Source organism: Bacillus sp. BS98 (genome assembly GCF_008432245.1).
Lineage (GTDB): Bacteria > Bacillota > Bacilli > Bacillales > Bacillaceae_G > Bacillus_A > Bacillus_A toyonensis.
Map to the genome: position 1 here is coordinate 2031440 of NZ_CP043830.1, position 20863 is coordinate 2052302.

General features: G+C 37.2%; 18 protein-coding genes and 1 pseudogene. 12 read left to right on the plus strand and 7 right to left on the minus strand.

Features of this window, described 5'->3' with window-relative positions; genetic code table 11:
- Window positions 1–412: 412 nt before the first annotated feature.
- From F0362_RS10650 to narI, 4 genes are read left to right on the plus strand one after another with little or no spacing between them, the layout of a single operon-like run.
- Window positions 413–4096 carry a nitrate reductase subunit alpha gene (locus F0362_RS10650; protein ID WP_000729103.1) on the plus strand — a complete coding sequence of 1228 codons (3684 nt, stop codon included), beginning with the start codon at window positions 413–415 and terminating at the stop codon, window positions 4094–4096.
- On the plus strand, window positions 4086–5561 hold the full coding sequence (gene narH, locus F0362_RS10655; RefSeq protein WP_000692706.1) for a nitrate reductase subunit beta: 1476 nt from the start codon (window positions 4086–4088) through the stop codon (window positions 5559–5561). Before F0362_RS10650 ends, narH begins: the two co-directional genes overlap by 11 nt.
- A 19-nt stretch (window positions 5562–5580) precedes the next feature.
- Window positions 5581–6111 carry a nitrate reductase molybdenum cofactor assembly chaperone gene (narJ, locus tag F0362_RS10660; protein ID WP_002093771.1) on the plus strand — a complete coding sequence of 177 codons (531 nt, stop codon included), beginning with the start codon at window positions 5581–5583 and terminating at the stop codon, window positions 6109–6111.
- Between the two features lie 17 nt (window positions 6112–6128).
- Complete coding sequence (gene narI / locus F0362_RS10665; RefSeq protein ID WP_000969188.1) at window positions 6129–6818, plus strand: respiratory nitrate reductase subunit gamma; 690 nt, start codon at window positions 6129–6131, stop codon at window positions 6816–6818.
- Between the two features lie 142 nt (window positions 6819–6960).
- Here the strand turns inward: narI and F0362_RS10670 are convergent, their stop codons facing one another.
- Window positions 6961–7653 carry a Crp/Fnr family transcriptional regulator gene (locus F0362_RS10670; protein ID WP_000013862.1) on the minus strand — a complete coding sequence of 231 codons (693 nt, stop codon included), beginning with the start codon at window positions 7651–7653 and terminating at the stop codon, window positions 6961–6963.
- 377 nt (window positions 7654–8030) lie between these two features.
- On the opposite strand from F0362_RS10670, the gene moaA reads away from it, so the two are divergent.
- From moaA to F0362_RS10705, 7 genes are all read left to right on the plus strand, one after another.
- Window positions 8031–9044: a GTP 3',8-cyclase MoaA gene (moaA, locus tag F0362_RS10675; protein WP_000544629.1), complete on the plus strand. Its 1014-nt coding sequence runs from the start codon at window positions 8031–8033 to the stop codon at window positions 9042–9044.
- Between the two features lie 17 nt (window positions 9045–9061).
- A complete protein-coding gene (locus tag F0362_RS10680; protein ID WP_001158119.1) occupies window positions 9062–10075 on the plus strand; it encodes a molybdopterin-synthase adenylyltransferase MoeB in 1014 nt (337 codons plus the stop codon).
- A gap of 42 nt (window positions 10076–10117) precedes the next feature.
- Complete coding sequence (gene glp / locus F0362_RS10685) at window positions 10118–11407, plus strand: molybdopterin molybdotransferase MoeA (protein WP_000890811.1); 1290 nt, start codon at window positions 10118–10120, stop codon at window positions 11405–11407.
- A gap of 44 nt (window positions 11408–11451) precedes the next feature.
- Window positions 11452–11922, plus strand: coding sequence for a molybdenum cofactor biosynthesis protein MoaE (locus tag F0362_RS10690; protein ID WP_000149949.1), 471 nt, complete (start codon window positions 11452–11454; stop codon window positions 11920–11922).
- A complete protein-coding gene (gene moaD, locus F0362_RS10695; protein ID WP_000573668.1) occupies window positions 11919–12152 on the plus strand; it encodes a molybdopterin converting factor subunit 1 in 234 nt (77 codons plus the stop codon). Before F0362_RS10690 ends, moaD begins: the two co-directional genes overlap by 4 nt.
- An 80-nt stretch (window positions 12153–12232) precedes the next feature.
- The gene (narK, locus tag F0362_RS10700; protein ID WP_000841860.1) at window positions 12233–13402 is read left to right on the plus strand and encodes a nitrate transporter NarK; all 1170 of its coding nucleotides are present in this window, start codon (window positions 12233–12235) and stop codon (window positions 13400–13402) included.
- 66 nt (window positions 13403–13468) lie between these two features.
- Entirely contained in the window at window positions 13469–13960 is a 492-nt protein-coding gene (locus F0362_RS10705) for a hypothetical protein (protein ID WP_000282392.1), read from the plus strand.
- A gap of 193 nt (window positions 13961–14153) precedes the next feature.
- Here F0362_RS10705 and F0362_RS10710 read toward each other — a convergent pair whose 3' ends face one another.
- The 6 genes from F0362_RS10710 to ric all read right to left on the minus strand — a co-directional run bounded on the left by F0362_RS10710 (window position 14154) and on the right by ric (window position 20561).
- Window positions 14154–14624: a precorrin-2 dehydrogenase gene (locus tag F0362_RS10710; RefSeq protein WP_000287169.1), complete on the minus strand. Its 471-nt coding sequence runs from the start codon at window positions 14622–14624 to the stop codon at window positions 14154–14156.
- Entirely contained in the window at window positions 14617–15327 is a 711-nt protein-coding gene (locus tag F0362_RS10715) for a sirohydrochlorin chelatase (protein WP_000676481.1), read from the minus strand. Before F0362_RS10715 ends, F0362_RS10710 begins: the two co-directional genes overlap by 8 nt.
- On the minus strand, window positions 15324–16748 hold the full coding sequence (locus tag F0362_RS10720) for a uroporphyrin-III C-methyltransferase (protein ID WP_001014931.1): 1425 nt from the start codon (window positions 16746–16748) through the stop codon (window positions 15324–15326). Before F0362_RS10720 ends, F0362_RS10715 begins: the two co-directional genes overlap by 4 nt.
- A 58-nt stretch (window positions 16749–16806) precedes the next feature.
- On the minus strand, window positions 16807–17124 hold the full coding sequence (nirD, locus tag F0362_RS10725) for a nitrite reductase small subunit NirD (RefSeq protein WP_000616697.1): 318 nt from the start codon (window positions 17122–17124) through the stop codon (window positions 16807–16809).
- Window positions 17125–17139: 15 nt separating this feature from the next.
- The gene (gene nirB / locus F0362_RS10730; RefSeq protein ID WP_000746952.1) at window positions 17140–19545 is read right to left on the minus strand and encodes an NADPH-nitrite reductase large subunit; all 2406 of its coding nucleotides are present in this window, start codon (window positions 19543–19545) and stop codon (window positions 17140–17142) included.
- 308 nt (window positions 19546–19853) lie between these two features.
- The gene (ric, locus tag F0362_RS10735) at window positions 19854–20561 is read right to left on the minus strand and encodes an iron-sulfur cluster repair di-iron protein (protein ID WP_000401367.1); all 708 of its coding nucleotides are present in this window, start codon (window positions 20559–20561) and stop codon (window positions 19854–19856) included.
- Window positions 20562–20637: 76 nt separating this feature from the next.
- Between ric and F0362_RS10740 the strand changes: the two are divergent.
- Window positions 20638–20803, plus strand: a pseudogene (locus F0362_RS10740) (DUF3954 domain-containing protein).
- Window positions 20804–20863: the final 60 nt, after the last annotated feature.

A 20863-nucleotide genomic window follows, 5' to 3' on the forward strand; every position in this document is an offset into this window, starting at 1 on the left:
ATTATATGTGTGGATAACATTTAGTATAATTGTTTCCGTAAATAAGAGCAATACCGTAAATAATGATTTATAGTTATATCTCGCTATTTGTGGGCTGATAATCAGTGGGGGACGAACAAAACCTCCACTGATTAAAGTTTCACTTTATATAAAAACGTAGGAATCTCTCCTGCGTTTTTTCTTATGCAAAAAAAGGTGAATCCTCAAAATGCTATTTTCCTAATAAGCTCACGGCTGACCGAAATCTTCACAACAAAAAAAAGTAATCTTTATTTATAAATGTTTCCCCGTAAACCGGTTTCCAAATGAATTTATGACAATCTCTTGAACTGTGCGAAATGTCACATCTGTATTTTACAACCTCTTTTATAGTAAGGGTATGTAAGAGAGACGTATTAAAGGAGTGAACAGTATGAAGAAGAAACCTTCAGCACTAATGAGACGTTTAAAATATTTTTCACCAATAGATCGTTATAACGATAATCATACACAAGAAACATATGAAGATCGTGAATGGGAAAATGTGTACAGAAAGCGATGGCAACATGATAAAGTAATCCGTTCTACACATGGCGTGAACTGTACTGGTTCATGTAGTTGGAACATTTATGTGAAAGATGGAATTGTAACTTGGGAAGGGCAGGAGCTTAACTATCCAACAACAGGTCCAGATATGCCTGACTTTGAACCACGAGGATGTCCACGTGGAGCGAGTTTTTCCTGGTACATTTATAGTCCACTTCGTGTGAAATATCCGTATGTACGTGGTGTTCTTTGGAGTATGTGGCAAGAGGAATTACAAAATAACAAGTCACCACTAGATGCTTGGAAAAGCATTGTGGAAAACCCTGAAAAAGCACGTAAGTATAAGCAGGCGCGTGGTAAAGGGGGATTCATTCGTGCGAATTGGGATGAAGTATTACAACTCGTTTCAGCTTCTTTACTTTACACAGTAATGAAATACGGTCCAGACCGAAATGTTGGTTTTTCACCAATTCCAGCTATGTCGATGTTAAGTCATGCTGCAGGTAGCCGCTTTATGCAACTTATGGGCGGGCCGATGCTTAGCTTCTATGATTGGTACGCTGATTTACCACCAGCTTCTCCGCAAATTTGGGGTGATCAAACAGATGTACCAGAAAGTAGTGACTGGTATAACTCTGGTTACATTATGACATGGGGTTCAAATGTACCGATGACAAGAACACCAGATGCACACTTTTTAGCGGAGGTTCGATATAAAGGAACGAAAGTTGTTTCAGTAAGTCCTGATTTCGCTGAGTCAACAAAGTTTGCGGATGATTGGATTAGTGTGAAACAAGGTACAGATGGTGCACTTGCGATGGCAATGGGGCATGTGATCTTACAAGAATTTTACGTAGATAATCAAGTGGAATACTTCACAAAGTATGCGAAGCAATATACTGATTTTCCTTTCTTTGTCACATTGAAACAAAAAGGAGATCAATTCGTCGCTGATCGTTTCTTAAATGCTACTGATATTGGACGAGAAACAAAGTTAGGAGAATGGAAGCCTGTTCTTTGGAACGAGAACACGAAAGATTTTGCAACACCTCACGGCACAATGGGGTCACGTTGGGATAATGAAAAGAAATGGAATTTACGTTTAGAAGATGAACAAACAGGTGAAAAGATTGATCCACGTCTTTCTTTACTTGGAATGGAAGACGCTGTGGGAACGGTACAAATTCCGTACTTCTCAGATGAGGGAAATAAAGTATTGGAACGTACAATTCCAGTGAAAAAAATTATGACAGAAGAAGGCGAAGTGTTCGTTACAACTGTATACGACTTAACGTTGGCAAATTACGGTGTGAACCGAGGGCTCGGCGGACAAGAGCCGAAAGACTTCAATGATGATGTACCATTTACACCTGCATGGCAAGAGAAAATGACAGGAGTGAAACGAGAGCTTATTATTCAAATTGCTCGTGAGTTTGCACAAAACGCAGTTGATACGGATGGGCGCTCGATGATTATTGTAGGGGCCGGTATTAACCATTGGTTTAATTCTGATACGATTTATCGCGCAGTTTTAAACCTTGTTCTTCTCGTTGGAGCACAAGGCGTAAACGGTGGCGGTTGGGCGCATTATGTCGGTCAAGAAAAATTACGACCAGCAGAAGGATGGCAAACAATCGCGATGGCAAAAGATTGGCAAGGGCCACCGAAATTACAAAATGGTACATCTTTCTTCTATTTCGTAACAGATCAATGGCGTTATGAAGATACACCGGTTGGACATTTAGCATCACCAATTGAGGGCAACTCTCGTTATCAACATCACGGTGATTACAACGTATTAGCGGCACGACTTGGCTGGTTACCTTCTTATCCGACATTCGAGAAAAATGGAATTGAATTATATAAAGAAGCTGTTGTTGCTGGTGCAACAACGCAAGAAGAAATCGGAAAATACGTTGCACAAAAACTAAAAGAAAAAGAACTAAAATTTGCGATTGAAGATCCAGATAATAAAAACAACTTCCCGCGCAACTTATTCGTATGGCGTGCCAACTTAATTTCAAGTTCTGGTAAAGGCCACGAATATTTCTTAAAACATTTATTAGGCACAACAAATGGATTAATGAATGACGATAGTGATTCGTTGCGACCAGAAGAAATTAAGTGGCATGAAGAAGCGCCAGAAGGGAAGCTTGATCTACTCATTAATTTAGATTTCCGTATGGCTGGAACAGCGCTCTATTCTGACATCGTCTTACCTGCTTCAACTTGGTATGAAAAGCATGATTTAAGCAGTACGGATATGCATCCATTTGTACATCCATTTAATCCAGCAATCGGTTCACCGTGGGAAGCACGCTCTGATTGGGATATTTTCACCGCTCTTTCTAAAGCTGTGTCAGATTTAGCGAAGAAAATCGACCTTGAACCAATGAAAGAAGTCGTTGCAACACCACTTCTTCACGATACACCGCAAGAATTAGCGCAACCACTTGGCAAGATTAAAGACTGGAGTAAAGGTGAGTGTGAACCAATACCGGGTAAAACGATGCCACAAATTCATGTTGTCGAAAGGGATTATAAAACAATTTATGACAAGATGACTGCACTAGGACCAAATGCTGGAAAACAACCAATTGGTACGAAAGGTATTTCTTGGTCAGCAGAAAAAGAGTATGAGCAATTAAAGAGCAAATTAGGAGTTGTTCGAACGGATTCTATTGCGAAAGGTTGCCCAGACATAAAAGAAGCAATCAATGCTGCTGAGGCGGTATTAACGCTTTCTTCGACAACAAACGGTCATATGGCTGTAAAAGCATGGGAAGCACTTGAAAAACAAACGGATTTAAAACTGCGTGATTTAGCAGAAGAACGTGAAGAAGAATGCTTCACATTCGAACAAATTACAGCACAGCCGAAAACAGTAATTACTTCTCCAGCCTTTACAGGTTCTGAAAAAGGTGGACGCCGTTATTCACCATTTACAACAAATGTGGAACGTCTTATTCCTTGGAGAACGATAACGGGTCGACAATCTTTCTACTTAGATCATGACATGATGAAAGAATTCGGTGAAACGATGGCAACATTTAAACCAATTCTGCAACATAAACCGTTCCGAAAATCACGTCCCGAAGTAGAAGGAAAAGAAATTACACTAAACTATTTAACACCGCATAATAAGTGGTCGATTCATAGTATGTACTTCGATTCATTACCGATGTTAACGCTATTTAGAGGTGGTCCAACTGTTTGGATGAATAAAGATGATGCGAATGAAGCTGGCGTCGCAGATAATGATTGGATCGAGTGTTTTAACCGTAACGGTGTTGTTGTAGCACGTGCTGTCGTAACGCACCGTATACCGAGAGGGATGGCATTTATGCACCATGCACAAGATCGCCACATTAACGTGCCTGGTACGAAATTAACAAGCACCCGCGGGGGAACACATAATAGTCCAACCCGTATTCATGTTAAACCAACACATATGATTGGTGGATATGGCCAATTAAGCTATGGATTTAACTACTATGGTCCGACTGGGAATCAGCGGGACTTAAATGTTGTAATCCGTAAACTGAAGGAGGTAGATTGGCTTGAAGATTAAAGCACAAGTCGGAATGGTAATGAACCTAGATAAATGCATCGGCTGCCATACTTGTAGCGTAACATGCAAAAACACCTGGACAAATCGTCCAGGTGCTGAATATATGTACTTCAATAACGTAGAAACGAAACCTGGAATTGGTTATCCGAAACAATGGGAAGATCAAGAGAAATATAAAGGCGGCTGGGAATTGAGAAATGGTGAAATTCAGCTGAAATCAGGTTCGAAAATGAAACGCCTTATGAATATTTTCCACAATCCAGATCAACCAACCATCGACGATTACTTTGAACCTTGGAACTATGATTATGAAACATTAACAAATAGCCCGCAGCGTAAGCATCAACCAGTTGCTCGTCCGAAATCAGCAATTACAGGCGAATTTATCGACAAAATTGAATGGGGTCCAAACTGGGAAGATGATTTAGCTGGTGGACATATAACAGGATTGCAAGATCCGAACGTAAAGAAAATGGAAGAAGAAATTAAAACAGATTTTGAAAATGTCTTTATGATGTATTTACCACGCATATGCGAACATTGTATGAATCCATCTTGCGTATCTTCTTGTCCATCTGGTGCGATGTATAAACGTGAAGAAGATGGGATTGTTCTTGTGGATCAAAATGCATGTCGTGCTTGGAGGTTCTGCGTATCTTCTTGTCCATATAAAAAAGTGTATTTTAACTGGCAAACGAATAAAGCAGAAAAATGTACAATGTGTTTCCCGCGTATTGAAGCTGGTATGCCAACGATTTGTTCGGAAACATGTGTAGGACGTATCAGGTATATTGGGGTAATGCTATATGACGCTGACAAAGTGAAAGAAGCAGCTTCTGTTGAAGATGAAAAAGATTTATATGAATCTCAGCTTACTGTTTTCCTAGATCCAAATGATCCAGAAGTAGCAGCTGAAGCGAAAAAACAAGGCATTCCTGAAGAATGGATTAAAGCAGCACAAGAGTCACCGATCTATAAAATGATTATCGATTGGAAAATTGCTCTGCCTCTTCATCCAGAGTACCGTACAATGCCAATGGTTTGGTATATCCCCCCGCTTAGCCCGATTATGAATATGGTGGAAGGGAAAGGAAGTAACTGGCAAGCAGAAGAGATTTTCCCTGCTATCGATAATATGCGTATCCCAATTCAATATTTAGCGAACCTACTCACTGCAGGAGATGAATCCCACATTCGTCTTACGTTGAAAAAAATGGCTGTCATGCGGACGCATATGAGAGCATTGCAAATTAATAAAGAACCAAATGAAGCAGTATTAAAAGAAATTGGTTTAACGAAACAGGATGTAGAAGATATGTATCGTCTTCTTGCTATCGCGAAATATAAAGATCGCTTCGTCATTCCGGGCACTCACCGTGAACAAGTTGCTGATTTATATAATGAACAAGGAAGCTGTGGTTTATCCTTCGCAGGTGGGCCAGGGTCTTGCATGACAATTTCTTAAATAAAGGGGGCGGAAAATGATGAAACAAAGTTTACAAACTGCTTTTTCTTGTTCTTCTTTTCTTCTCTCCTATCCGGAACTTGGGTGGGGAGAAGCTTTAACTGAAGTACAAGAAGAGATTGAAGCAATTGAACAAGAAGACGTTAAAGCAGCACTTACAGCGTTTATAAAACAAGCACTAGATAAAACGAACGATCAATTAATTGATCCTTACGTATATACATTTGATTTTGGTAAAAAGACAAATATGTATTTAACTTATATGAACACAGGTGAACAAAGAGAAAGAGGTATTGAATTATTAGAGTTAAAACAGCATTATAAAAAATCTGGTTTTGAAGTAACAGATAAAGAACTACCGGATTATTTACCGCTTTTGCTTGAGTTTTTTGCAAATGCAAATGAGCAAGATAGTGAGCCAATTATGAGTAAATACAAGGAAAATATACAAGCATTGCACGTTCAATTAAAAGAAGCTGATAGTATGTATGAACCAATTCTTGCAGCTATTCTCCTCGCTATCGATACATGGGGTGTACAGACAAATTAGAAAGGAGAGTTGTCAAAATGATGGATCAATTTCTATGGGTGTTGTTTCCCTATATCATTTTTGCAATCTTTATCGGTGGACATATTTTCAGATACAACTATGATCAATTTGGATGGACATCAAAATCTAGTGAACTATTAGAGAAGAAAATGCTCCGGGCCGGAAGTCTATTATTCCACTTTGGGATCATGTTCGTAATTGGCGGTCATGTTATGGGGATTTTAATTCCAGAGTCCGTATACCGTTCAATAGGTATTTCTGAACATATGTATCATGTAGTAGCAATTAGTTTCGGACTTCCGGCAGGTGTTGCTTCTATCATCGGTTTAATTATATTAACGTATCGCCGTGTAACCGTAAAACGCATCATTGCAACGAGTACAACGGGAGATTATATTGCGCTTATTTTATTACTTATCGTTATGCTGGCAGGACTTTCCTCAACATTTTTAAATATCGACTCAAAAGGGTTTGATTATCGTACAACGATCGGTCCTTGGTTCCGAAGTCTCTTTATTTTCCAACCGAAAGTTGAATATATGATGGAAGTGCCTGTATGGTTTAAAATTCATATTATTGCAGCGATGGGTCTATTCGCAGTATGGCCGTTCACTAGACTTGTACATGTATTTAGTGCTCCAATTAAATACTTAAGCCGTAGTTATGTAATTTACAGAAGACGTATTCCTAATGAATTGAAAAAATAATAACGCTTTGAACAAATAGCAGCTAAAACGAAACGAGGTCTAATATGGAAGGCCTCGTTTTTATTAATATAGGGGAATAACCGTGTACGTTATAATGAAAAAGTAACGTAATATGAAAAAAGATTAGCATCTAAATAAGATGCTAATCAATGCTACAAACAGAGGTAGAACAATCTTCACAAGCAATTTCACATTTTAAAAATTGTAAATCATGAATTGTAATCTTTCCTTTAGTAATAGAAATCGTACCCTTTTTTTTCAAATCATTTAACATTCGATTTACGCTTTCACGGGAAGTTGCACAGAAGTTCGCAAGTTCTTGATTCGTTAATGGTAAATCGATGAGAATACCATTTTCCTTTAACACACCATAACTATTTGTCATTCGTATGAGAGTAGAATACAGGGCACCTTTTTTGCCGTGTAATACTAAATCGCGGAACTTCGTTTGCATTCTTCTTAAATGTTCACTAATCCATTTCATAAATTCAAATACAAGTGCGGGTTTTTGGAGTAATGCTTTTTCTAAGGTTTCACGCTTTATTACTCCTACTTCAACATCTTCAAGGCATTTTGAATTTAATAAATACTTCGCATTGTCCGTGAATAATGTTAATTCGCCAATAATGTCGTATGCCGAACAAATACGGAGTGTTAATTCTTGTCCGTCAGCACTTAGTTTACTAATTTGTACTTTTCCTGAGTGGATGATATAGAGTTCTGTTGCTTCCATACCTTCTTGAAAAATAAAACTTCCTTTTTTTATCTGCATTTTATATTCAACAGATGCAAGTAATTCCTTTAAATCTTGAGATAATGTCATACTGTTTGCCACAGCGATCACCTTTCTTCTTATAAGCAATACATTTCCTATTTTGAGTGTAAGTATGATGAAAATGCAAGAGCTATTTAAAAAAAGTGAAATTTCAATGACTGTACGGGAAAATAAATTAATATGTTTTAAGAGTTAATGGAAGTAAAGGGGTAAATGAGTATAAGTTTTTAGTTGAAAAGATAACCAAAAAAAATTCAATATGTAAAGTAGATGAGACTAAAGATGTGAACAAAATTCGAACGGATTTGTGAAGAATTTTTGAATGGGGAAAGTAATGTGAGAAAAGTCACATTGAATATGTAGCTTCTTTTTTATAATAAAGGCAAATAAAAAATATGAAACCTACTAAGGATTGCAGTAGAAAAGAAGGGATATAGATGCACGAGAAGATGAGGGATTCGTTAGAGCGGCCACTTCAAGATTTACGTATTTCAGTTATTGATCGTTGTAATTTTAGGTGTACATACTGTATGCCAGCCGAAGTGTTCGGATCTGATTATGCTTTTTTACAGGAAGAGTTTTTATTAACATTCGATGAAATAGAAAGATTAGCTAGATTATTTATAAGTATGGGAGTCAATAAAATTAGACTTACTGGCGGTGAACCTTTATTGCGTAAAGATTTACCAAAGTTAATTGCAAGGCTTGCAAAGCTAGAAGGCTTAACAGATATTGGACTCACAACAAACGGTATTCATTTAGCAAAACAAGCTAAGGCGCTAAAAGTTGCGGGATTAAAACGTGTAAATATTAGTTTAGATGCGATAGAGGATCACGTTTTCAAAAAAATAAATGGCCGAAATGTAAGCACAAAACCTGTATTGAAAGGGATTGAAGCAGCGAAGGCAGCTGGATTAGAAGTGAAAGTAAATATGGTCGTAAAAAAAGGGATGAATGATAGTCAAATTCTTCCTATGGCTCAGTATTTTAAAGAACAAGAAATTCAGCTACGTTTTATCGAGTTTATGGATGTGGGCAGTACGAACGGCTGGAACTTTGAACAAGTCATTACGAAGGAACAATTAATAGAGAAAATTAATCGTGTATATCCGATTGAGCCCGCCCAGCCTCGTTACTTTGGAGAAGTAGCTAAAGTGTATCGATATGTAGGGAGCGATGCAGAAGTTGGCTTTATTACTTCTGTTTCTGAGTCATTTTGTTCTTCTTGTACGAGAGCTCGTATTTCGGCAGACGGAAAGTTTTTTACATGCCTATTTGGAACGAAAGGAACGGATTTGCGAACGCTGCTTCGAGAAAATATTTCTAATGCATCACTATTAAAAATTCTACAACATACATGGGAGTTTAGAAAAGATCGGTATTCAGATGAAAGAACAGCTGAAAGTGCAAATAAACGTCCAAAAGTAGAAATGTCTTACATTGGTGGATAACGAAAGGAGGGTTCCCTATGCAAGAGCGTTATTCAAGGCAAGTATTGTTTTCTGGAATTGGTGAAATGGGACAAAGAAAAATAAAAGAAAAGCATGTGCTCCTAATAGGAGCGGGTGCACTAGGAGCTGCGAATGCAGAAGCGCTCGTTAGGATGGGAATTGGGAAATTGACAATTGCTGACCGTGACTACGTTGAATGGAGTAATTTACAAAGACAACAGTTATATACAGAAGAAGATGCACAGCAGTGTAAACCGAAAGCAATTGCAGCGGCAGAGCATTTAAGAAAAATTAATTCTGAAGTAGAAATTGTACCTGTTGTAACGGATGTTACAATGCAAGAAATGGAAGAGTTAACAAAAGAAGCAGATCTTATAGTAGATGCGACTGATAATTTTGATACGCGCCTACTTATAAATGATATTTCACAAAAAGAAAATATACCTTGGATATACGGTGGATGCATTGGAAGTTACGGCGTAACGTATACGATTCTTCCTGGAGAAACACCATGTTTTCGCTGCTTAATGGATCATCCTATGGGCGGTGCAACATGCGATACAGCCGGAATCATTCAGCCAGCGGTACAAATGGTTGTTGCTCACCAAGTAACAGAAGCGATGAAAATATTGGTGGATGATTTTGAGGCGTTAAGAGGAACAATGTTATCATTTGATATTTGGAACAATCAATATCTCTCATTAAAAGTAAATAGGCAGAAAAAAAGTACATGTCCATCTTGTGGGAATGTACGCACGTATCCAAGTTTAACATTTGAAGCACAGATGAAAACGGAAGTGCTATGCGGGCGGAATACAGTTCAAATCCGTCCAGGAATAAAAAAAATTCTTAATTTAGAAGAAATTCAAAAGCGCTTACAAAAAAGTGTGAATGTCAAAAAAACTCCATATTTACTATCCTTTCTAGTAGATGAATATCGTTTTGTGTTATTTACAGACGGCAGAGCGTTTATTCATGGGACTAATGATATGAAAATGGCAAAACGGTTATACGCAAAATATATAGGATGAACAGAAAGAGAGTTTCTTCTTATCAAAACGAGGTGAAAAAGAATGTTAGAAAAACGTACACCAATCTCAGTGGCAGAAGCAGTTGCACGTGTAATGGAATATGCCTATCAAGGTGAAATGGAAAAGGTTTCTCTTACCGAAAGTTACGGAAGAGTCCTCGGAGAAGATGTTGTTGCAGATCATGATGTTCCGCATTTTGATCGCTCTCCGTACGACGGATTTGCGATTCGAACAGAAGATACAAAAGAAGCAAGTAGCAGTAACCCAATTCAGTTTGAAGTGATAGGTGAAATTGGAGCAGGTTTTGTTTTTAAAGAGGAAGTAAAAGCATTTCAAGCTGTACGTATTATGACAGGAGCCGCAATTCCAGCGGGATGTAATGCTGTTGTTATGTTAGAACTAACGGAAGGGTTTGAAGAAAACAAAAAGACTTATATGAAATTAAAACGCTCTTTCACTTCTGGTGATAACATTTCTTTTCAAGGAGAAGATGTAAAACAAAATGCCATACTTGTGAAAAAAGGGACTTCTATTAACCCTGGAGTAGCGGCACTGCTTGCTACGTTTGGTTATAGTTCCGTGCATGTTGTAAGACAGCCGGTTATTGGAATTGTAACGACAGGGAGTGAACTACTCGAAGTACATGAACAACTGAAAGAAGGGAAGATTCGAAATAGTAACTCCTATATGATCGCTGCTCAAATTGAACGAGCGGGCGGAGTTGTACAGTATTATGGACAATTCGCTGACGATTTTGAGACGTGTTATAACACTGTAAAAAAAGCGATAAAAGAAGTTGATATATTAATTACAACTGGTGGCGTTTCAGTAGGAGACTATGACTATTTACCTGCTATTTATGAGAGATTACAAGCAAATGTACTTTTCAATAAAATAGCGATGCGACCAGGAAGCGTGACAACTGTCGCTGAGCTAGAAGGAAAACTATTATTTGGTCTATCTGGTAATCCTTCTGCTTGTTATGTCGGATGTGAATTATATGTTCGACCAGTCATTGGAACATACTTGCACAGGAAAGATCCGCACTTATTTCGAGCAGAAGCAATTTTACAGAAAGACTTTCCGAAAGCAAATCCGTTTACTCGTTTTGTAAGAGGGAATGTAGAACTTGTAGATGGCCAATTACAAGTTACACCAGTCGGTTTAGATAAATCTAGCGCAATTTCTTCACTTGCAGAAGCGAATGCATGTATCGTTCTGCCGGGAGGAACGAGAGGATTTGAAGCAGGAATAACCGTTTCGGTACTGTTATTAGAATCAAGCGCCGGAAGTGAGTGGCCGTGGGAAGAGCCGCTTCGATCATACAAGTAACAGAAAAATAGATTGCTAATTTATACAAAGATAAGAGGTGCAAGATGACACATACGTATTATGAAGTAATTGATACTCCTATTTTAATTGAAGATGTTACAAGTAAAGTAATTCGCCGTGAGTGCGGTGCAGTTACTACTTTTATTGGTACTGTCAGAGAATTTACGAAAGGACGTCGCACGCTTTATTTAGAGTATGTAGCTTATAAGACAATGGCGGAAAAACAGCTTGAGAAAATTGGTGCTGAAGTAGAAGCGAAGTGGCCTGGGACATATGTGGCAATTACACATCGCATTGGTACATTACAAATTTCTGATCTTGCTGTTGTTGTTGCTGTTTCTACACCACACCGGAAAGCGGCCTATGAGGCGAATGAATATATTATGGAGCGTATAAAACAAATTGTTCCGATTTGGAAGAAAGAGTTTTGGGAAGATGGTGAGTCATGGATAGGGGATCAGTTAGAGAAAATAGCATATGGTAATGGCGAACCTGAAAAGGAGATGAGAACATGATTGAAGTACTATTATTTGCACATTTGCAAGAAGAAGCAAGTAAGTCGGTCTTGCAAATAGATTGTGAAAATATTTCAGTTTCTGAACTAAAGGAAGTTCTGATTAAGAAATACAATGTAGCAATTTCAAACGAGATAATGGTCGCCGTAAATGAAGAATACGCAAATGAGGATGACATCATTCAAACTGGCGACGTCGTAGCAATGATTCCGCCAGTAAGTGGTGGTTGATTCTTTTCAGCCTAATCATGTTAGGACGTGATTAGGCTGGAGAGAATGAATATAACTATGCATACATAGGAGGGAACAGGATGAAAAGTCCTAATTTTCAATTAAGTTTACAAACTTCTAATCTAGTTATCGGTTTTATGGTATGGGTCATTTTATCATCATTAATGCCTTATATTAAAGCAGATATTCCATTAACTGCGGGACAAATTTCTATGGTAACAGCAGTACCGGTTATTTTAGGTTCTATTCTTCGCATTCCAATTGGTTATTGGACGAATCGTTACGGAGCAAGAAAATTATTCTTTATTAGTTTTATTCTTTTATTATTCCCTGTCTTTTACATTAGTGTTGCCAATTCTATGATGGATTTAATTATTGGTGGCTTATTTGTAGGGATTGGTGGTGCTGTATTCTCTGTAGGAGTAACTTCTTTACCAAAGTACTTTCCAAAAGAGAGCCACGGTTTTGTAAATGGTATTTACGGAGTGGGTAACGCTGGAACAGCAATTACTTCATTTTTAGCACCTGTTATTGCAACTTCAGTTGGCTGGAGAACGACAGTACAGTGTTATTTAATTTTACTTGCAGCATTTGCACTTATGAACTTTTTATTAGGAGATCGTAAAGAAAAAAAGGTGAATACACCATTAATGGAACAAATAAAAGGTGTATATAAAAATGAAAAACTTTGGTTTTTATGTATCTTTTACTTTTTAACTTTCGGATCATTCGTCGCATTTACAGTATACTTACCAAACTTTTTAGTATCTCACTTCGGATTAGAGAAAGTAGATGCAGGTATGCGGACAGCTGGCTTCATCGTATTAGCAACAATTATGCGCCCGATTGGTGGTTGGCTCGGTGATAAATTTAATCCATTTAAAATATTAATCTTCGTATTTATCGGTTTAACACTTTCAGGTATTATCCTATCATTTATGCCAAGCATGAACGTATACACATTTGGTTGCTTACTAGTCGCATTTTGTGCAGGTATTGGCAATGGTACAATCTTCAAGCTTGTGCCAATGTACTTCTCTGAGCAAGCAGGGATTGTAAATGGTGTTGTGTCAGCTTTAGGTGGACTAGGAGGGTTTTTCCCGCCATTAATTTTAACATTACTATTCCAACTAACAGGTCATTATGCAATCGGATTTATGGCGTTATCAGAAGTAGCGCTTGCTTGTTTAATTATTACAGTGTGGATGTATAGTCAAGAGAAGCTGTTAGTGATGTTAAAGAATCATTAATAGAAAAAAGGGTGCCTAGTAGAGGCATCCTTTTTTCTACTTAAACAAACAAGAATGAATTGTCTTATGTATAACAAGGGCCTTTTCGTAAATAATGTTGTTTTATTACTTAAGAATTTTATCTTTATTGATTTTATAAGAATTTCCCGCATAATTGTAACAAAGGGAGATGATTCCAAGTTGAGTAAACAGAATATCAGCACAACAGTTTCAGGAGATTTGATTGTTACCCATCTAATTGGTCAGATTAAAACAGAGGATGTGTATGAATGGTTTAATGATTTTGAGCAGGTTTGTCAGCAATTTATTTCTGAAGGGCGGAAATACAAATTATTGGTAGATAGAAAAGGATACACGCCAAATCATTTTTCTGTTCAAAAAGTATGGAAAGATAAGTTCTTCAATGAAACCATTTTGAATCATAGTAAGGCAATTGCATTTCTTCTTGAAGAAGGGGAGATACTGAATTATTTACAACAATCCAATACGAAAGAATCTGTGGAATTTTTCGATGATTATGAACAATCGCTAATTTGGTTGAATGAATATCCAATGTAAAAAATGAATTGAAAGAGTTGCTCGTAATGTTGCAGTTATCATAACATTTACTTGTTTACAAGTTGCCGACACCATTCATTTTCTTCGCAGATTGCTTGTGCAGTTTCAAAAAAGAAACCAAAACAAAAAGAACAAACGCTTCTAAAAAACGTTTGTCCAAAGGTAATTACTATTTTGGCTAAGAAATAGATTATTATTTGTGAGTACGAGAAAGCTTTTTTATAAGTTTAGGAAGTATAGATGTTAATTCTTGCTTCATACGCTTTGTAGACGATGGATCTTTACCAGAAGTTGAAATAGTGACAATATATTCATTATTTCTTATAACGCCAGGTGTGTGAAACGATGATTCTGTACCATCGCTTACAACGTTAACCCACTGGAAATCGTGGGCGGCCTGTTTGACCATCATATTAACAGTATGTTGATTTGTAGCTGCATAAATAAGATGAGCATCTTTAATGTCATCATTACTAAAAGTTTTTTGCTTCCAAGTAATATAGGGAAGTTCTGTCATTTCCTCGCAAATCTCGGGGCTAATAACGGTGACGAAAGCGCCTGTATTTTTTAATCCAGACGCTTTTCGATATGCAATTTTACCTCCACCAATGATAACAACCACTTTATTATGTAGATTAAACATAAGAGGGTACATGCTATACATACACACATTCCTCCATTCGCTCTAATAATGCCAACTTCATATATGTATCAAACTTCAGGCAGTTACAAGTCGTAACGTGATCGTATTTTTTTGTATGCAATTTGATTTTTTGAAGCAATAATCCGGTAAAGAGAAGGTACGGCATGACATATACATGGGATGCGGCCGATGTTATAGTCTTGAGCTCAGCAGTAAAAGAGGGAGTTCCTTTCGTTAAAAAGGAGCACGATACTGGCATACTGAGTTTTCGTTCGACAGCTGCTCCGATTTGTTGTAACTCATGTATCGGCTGGGGGTCACTACTGCCTCTTCCTACGAGTAAAATACTACTACCTTGCATTGGAATAGTTTCACGTATTCTTTTCGCTACAAGTTCAACCATATGTGGATGCGTACTAAAAGGTGGTACAACTGAAAATGTTATATGTGGGTATTTCTTTTGTATTTGTTCTATTTCAAGAGGAATATCACGTTTATAGTGAGCTGCTGCAAATAATAAAACAGGTACAATCATTATTTCAGTTGCTCCCTCTAGTATTGTTTCTGTAACTGCATCCGAAATGGTAGGTGTTGTTAGTTCTAGAAAAGCTATTTTTTGAATTCTTTCGTTACATTCTTTCATGACAGATTGAATAAAGCGAATAAATTGTTCATTGCCTTCTTGCAGGCGACTACCGTGTCCAACATATACAATTCCTTTCATCGTAGCACCAAATCTTTCTTCATAATAATGTCTTGTAATTGCTCATCTACATTATGTAATCCGACTTTATTCGCATAGTGTAAAGTTGGAACGTCGGTATACGAGAAGGGAAGAGTAAGAATATCAATAAAACCAAGTCGTTTTATTTCTGATAAAAAAGTATCAATTGAGGCACGCCCTTCAAACACAATGCTATCCCATGAGAATTCAGAAAGTATACGAGAATGAACTTCATCGAAACGATGATCAATTGTATACTCATGAGTCATCATATAGGAGCCAGCACCAATTTTCTCTTGAATAAAAGCAATTCGGTTAATATTTCTGCCTAAATAAACAGTTGTATGGGAAGAGAACTTTGCTTGTTTACTTAGTAGCCCATATTGCATAAGTTTTTCTTGAGTGGCAACATTCATGTGCTGCAGCTCTGCCTGTAAGGAACGAATATCTTTCTGGTATTTACTACATGCTTGCATCAAGATTTCTACACTTTCAGCTGAACAAAAAACAAGGCGATCAACGTTAAAAATTTCATTGATTTGTTCAAGTGTTAATGTATATTCTTCCTTTTTGAAAGTTGGAATTTGATATATTTCTGCACCGGTTTCTTGTAACCTTTGCTTCATTACACTTGTTTTATTTGTTGCAGATGCAAATAAAACTTTTTTACCATGTAATGGTTTACGTTCTTTCCAAGCGATTTGATTACGTAAGGAAACGACATCACCAACAATCGTCATGGAAGGGTTAGAAATATTTTCGGTTTTGACGTTATGAACAATGGTTGCTAGAGTCCCTGTGACAACGCGCTGTTTCCCAGTTGTACCCCATTCAATGACTGCTACGGGTGTATCTTCTTTTTTTCCTGCTTGTAGTAAGTTTTCACAAATGGTAGGTAAGTTTTTTATACCCATGTAGTAGGCGATTGTGTCGCTATTGTGGGATGAATTATATTTTCCATAATCGGCCAAAGGACCTTTTGCATGTCCAGTTAGTAAAGTGACGCTATTACTGTAGTTACGGTGGGTGAGGGGGATACCTGCATAGCTACTAGCGGCGATGCTAGATGTAATACCTGGTACAATTTCATACGGAATGTTCGCAGATGCTAAAGTTTCTGCTTCTTCACCAACACGACCAAAAATAGAGGGATCTCCACCTTTTAAGCGTACAACGGTTTTTCCTTCTTTCGCAAATTGAAGGAGGTGGGCGTTAATCATTTCTTGTCGCATAGTATGATTTTTCGGCATTTTTCCGCAATAAATAAGTTCGCATGTTTCTTTTGTATAATGAAGAAATCTAGGATTTAATAAACGGTCATATAAAACGATATCTGCACGCTTTAAACAATCTATCGCTTTCTTTGTAATAAGCCCTTCATCACCTGGTCCTGCACCAACTAAATATACATATCCGTTCATAATCGCACCTCTTCTATTTTTATGTAAAAGGAAGCCAGAGGAGGCTTCCTTTCGTAAATTACATGTTTATATAAATGTCACCATCAATAACTTCTACTTCGTATGTTTGGATACAGCCGTCATCAGGTTTTTGCACTTCACCTGTTAGTAATGAAATTTTCCAATCATGCAGTGGACAAAAGACGAATTCTCCAGATACAATTCCTTCTGCTAACGGTCCGTTTTTATGAGGACAACGATTTTCTACAGCTCGAATATCTCCATTTGAAAGGCGGAATAGGGCGATAGACATACCATTCATTTGCACCTCTTTACCGATTTGAATAGGAAGGTCTTCCGCACGCATAACTTTTATTTTTTCTTTCGTTTGTATCATATAGATCACAGCTCCTTATTTCACAGTTTCTACTTCATACATCGCTTTTAATGATTTCGTTTCTAGTGCTTGTCCCCATGCTTCTTTATATGTGCCACGAGCTTTTTGGAAACGTTCATTTAACTTAGTGACCATATTTGCATCTTGCAGTATTTCTTTTATATGATCGAAGCCTAAACGTTCTGTCCAGTAGGCAGTACGCTCTCCATAAATACCAGTTTCACGATAATATTGCATATAAGCTGTAGCGATGCGAAGGACATCATCTTCAGTAGGGACAATCATTACAAAATCAGCTTCGCGTACTTCCGTACCACCATTTCCGCCAATATAAAGTTGGTATCCATTTTCGACACAAACAACGCCAAAATCTTTCGTCAGTACTTCCGCACAGTTACGCGGACAGCCCGTTACACCCATCTTCATTTTATGAGGTGTATCTACCATTTCTAATGATTGTTCAAGCAACATACCAAGTCCTAATGAATCTTTCGTACCGAAACGGCAGAAGCGAGAACCAACACATGATTTTACATTACGAAGCGATTTTGAATATGCATATCCCGAAGTCATATGTAAGTCAGCCCATACGTTAGGTAAATCTTGCTTCTTAACACCATATAAGCCGATTCGGCTTGCACCTGTAATTTTCACAAGAGGAACATCGTACTTTTTCGCAACTTCAGCAATTTTCATTAAATCATCAGCTGTTGTAACGCCTCCGTACATGCGTGGAATAACAGAGAATGTACCATCGTGCTGGATGTTACCATTCATTCTTTCATTAACGAAACGGGACGATTTATCATCTTCATATTCTTCTGGAATCGCCATACGTAAATAGTAGTTTAAAGCAGGACGACATTTTGAACAGCCTTCTTCATGTATAAAACCAAGAACATTTCGTACTTCTTTTGGAGATTTTAAGCCTTTCTCGTGAATGGCCGCTACGACTTCATCACGGGATAAAGTTGTACATCCACACATACCGGCAGATTGCGCTGAGGCATCAAAAGCATCTCCAAGTGTATGAGATAAAACTTGTTCCACAAGCGGACGGCATTTACCACAAGAACCTGCGGCTTTCGTACAGCCCTTAACTTCTTCAAAAGTCGTTAACTCTTGTTCTAAAATGGCGTGAACGATTGTACCTTTCGTAACACCATTACATCCGCAAATCGTGTCATCCGCACTCATTGTAGCAACGTCAAGTGCACTTTCTTCACCAGCTTTGTGGAGAAGGGAAGCGGCTGTATATTCTTGTATATCCTCTTCTTTCTTTAACATGCTAAAGAGGCGTGTACCGTCAGCTGTGTCACCATATAAAACGATACCGACGACTTTATTGTCACGAATTAATACTTTTTTATAGGAACGTTTACATTCATCAAAGATGGATATTGCTTTCGTTTGGTCATCTTCATAAATTTGGCCAGCAGAGAATAAATCACAACCTGCAACTTTTAATTGTGTACCGACGATACTGCCCGTATATCCATCAGTTTGTAAATTCGTTATATGTTTTGCTAATATCGCACCTTGTTCATAAAGAGGAGCAACAAGTCCATATGCGATACCGTCATGTTCTGCACATTCACCAACGGCATAAATGGATTCATCATTTGTTAGCATATAGTCGTTGACTACAATACCGCGATTTACAATTAAACTAGCATCTTTTGCTATTTGCGTATTCGGGCGTATCCCGACTGCCATTACAATTAAATCACAATCTACAACTTCACCATCTTCAAATTGAATGCCCTCAACATGGTCTGTACCAAGAATTTTTACCGTTTTCTTTTCCATGAGAAATTTCATGCCTTGTGCTTCTAAATCTTCACGAAGGAGAGAAGCTGCTTTTGTATCTAGTTGTTGCTCCATTAAGCTCGGCATTAAATGAACAACATGTACGTTCATTCCTAAATCAATAAGACCTCTTGCGGCTTCTAAGCCAAGTAACCCACCGCCGATGACAACGGCTTTTTTCTTATCTTTAGCAGTATCAATCATAAATTGTGTATCTTCAATTGTTCGAAATCCTGTCACACCAGGAAGGGTAGAACCTTCAACAGGTAAAATAAAAGCACTAGAACCTGTTGCGATAATGAGTTTGTCATATGTAAGAGTACGATTCTTTTCTGTGATAATGATTTTTTCTTCTCGGTTAATACTTTGAACTCTTTCGTTTGTATACAAGGTTATTTCATTTTCTTCGTACCAACTGTAGTCATTCATAATGATATCTTGCATATTTGTTTTGCCTTGTAAAACATGAGAGAGCATAATGCGATTATAGTTTGGATGTGGTTCATCTCCAAAAATAGTAAGCTCATATGAATCACTATCATGTTTTAATATTTCTTCCATACAGCGTATGCCAGCCATACCATTTCCGATCATAACTAAACGTTTTTTCATATTCATTTCCCCTTTTTTATGTGAAATGTTGAACAAAGTATATTATGTTTCTATTATAGAAAATAAAAAAAGAGGGAGATGTGATATTTATCACATCTTAATAATGATTCACAAATTGTTAAAATTCGGATTTATGTGGAGAGATAAGTGAAAGGGAATTTTTTATATGGGTAGGTGGGGGAGTGAAGAGACCCGCACCTAATTAAATAATAGTAAGCTGCCCAATGAAATGATAGGGGAAGTGTGACTATTTCTTACACAATGAAAAAGCAGGACATGAGCATGTATACTCATGTCCTGTGCTTTATCTATGCTTTCGTAATTGCACGTGGAAATAAAATGTTATTCTCTAAATGTATATGCTCAAATAAATCAGATTCTAGAGCTTCAAGACGTTGGTAAACAAGTCGATAAGTGCCACAAGCTCCTTCTGGAGGAGTAAAGTCATTTGTCACTTTACGAAGTTCTTTAATAATATTGCCAGCGTGGTTATGTTCATTCTCTAACTCATCCACTACTTTACGTAATTTTGCATAGTTTTCATCAGTTGGATGTTGTTCGAATTCTAAAATTAATGGGAAATCTTCTGTTTCTTCTTTAATTAAATGCTGTTCTAATTCCATCTTAAGTTCATGAAATAGCTTATGAATTTGAGCTAAATGAGGCTGACTAGCTCCATGGACGCGTAATACTTTCGTTACATACGGACTTAATTGTGGCAACTCTTCATTTAAATAGCGATGGTGCTTATTTATAACATAATCAATCAATTCGCGATAAGATGCATTTTTCCAATCAATTTCAGACTCGTTTAATAGTTTTGTTTTATCATAAAGCGTATTTAACTCTGTAAGTACTTCTGTTGCTGATAAATTTCTTTCATTAATTGCATCAATAAGTGGTTTATTACCACCACAACAAAAATCTATTCTATATGATTTAAAAAGATCACTAGCTTTCGGAAATTGTGTAACAATCTCACCGACAATAGAAGTTTCAGTAAATGTATGTTCCATATGAATGCCTCCATAAAGTTTAATGTGATAACTAAACCAAGAATAGCAATATATTAAAATCAATGTGGTGATATAAATCACTTATTATGTGTCAGTTTTGAAAATAAACGGAATATATGTTGTTAAAAATGGTCAGGTCCAACTAATAGAACCACCTCAAGGTGGATTTGGTGAACAATCATTTGTATATTCAAAATGGAAAAGTAATTCGTATGGAAGAGCGAAAAATTCGGTTAATATAATCAAATTTGAATTTTGTTAAGAAATGGGACTACAAGCATCAATAATTATATGGGAAAAAG

Excerpts from the sequence above, each read along its gene's own strand:
- F0362_RS10650 (WP_000729103.1), top strand. The coding sequence starts at position 413 with ATGAAGAAGAAACCTTCAGCACTAATGAGACGTTTAAAATATTTTTCA.
- narJ (WP_002093771.1), top strand. The coding sequence starts at position 5,581 with ATGAAACAAAGTTTACAAACTGCTTTTTCTTGTTCTTCTTTTCTTCTC.
- narI (WP_000969188.1), top strand. The coding sequence starts at position 6,129 with ATGATGGATCAATTTCTATGGGTGTTGTTTCCCTATATCATTTTTGCA.
- moaA (WP_000544629.1), top strand. The coding sequence starts at position 8,031 with ATGCACGAGAAGATGAGGGATTCGTTAGAGCGGCCACTTCAAGATTTA.
- F0362_RS10680 (WP_001158119.1), top strand. The coding sequence starts at position 9,062 with ATGCAAGAGCGTTATTCAAGGCAAGTATTGTTTTCTGGAATTGGTGAA.
- glp (WP_000890811.1), top strand. The coding sequence starts at position 10,118 with ATGTTAGAAAAACGTACACCAATCTCAGTGGCAGAAGCAGTTGCACGT.
- F0362_RS10690 (WP_000149949.1), top strand. The coding sequence starts at position 11,452 with ATGACACATACGTATTATGAAGTAATTGATACTCCTATTTTAATTGAA.
- moaD (WP_000573668.1), top strand. The coding sequence starts at position 11,919 with ATGATTGAAGTACTATTATTTGCACATTTGCAAGAAGAAGCAAGTAAG.
- narK (WP_000841860.1), top strand. The coding sequence starts at position 12,233 with ATGAAAAGTCCTAATTTTCAATTAAGTTTACAAACTTCTAATCTAGTT.
- F0362_RS10705 (WP_000282392.1), top strand. The coding sequence starts at position 13,469 with ATGTATAACAAGGGCCTTTTCGTAAATAATGTTGTTTTATTACTTAAG.
- F0362_RS10710 (WP_000287169.1), bottom strand. The coding sequence starts at position 14,624 with ATGTATAGCATGTACCCTCTTATGTTTAATCTACATAATAAAGTGGTT.
- F0362_RS10715 (WP_000676481.1), bottom strand. The coding sequence starts at position 15,327 with ATGAAAGGAATTGTATATGTTGGACACGGTAGTCGCCTGCAAGAAGGC.
- F0362_RS10720 (WP_001014931.1), bottom strand. The coding sequence starts at position 16,748 with ATGAACGGATATGTATATTTAGTTGGTGCAGGACCAGGTGATGAAGGG.
- nirD (WP_000616697.1), bottom strand. The coding sequence starts at position 17,124 with ATGATACAAACGAAAGAAAAAATAAAAGTTATGCGTGCGGAAGACCTT.
- nirB (WP_000746952.1), bottom strand. The coding sequence starts at position 19,545 with ATGAAAAAACGTTTAGTTATGATCGGAAATGGTATGGCTGGCATACGC.
- ric (WP_000401367.1), bottom strand. The coding sequence starts at position 20,561 with ATGGAACATACATTTACTGAAACTTCTATTGTCGGTGAGATTGTTACA.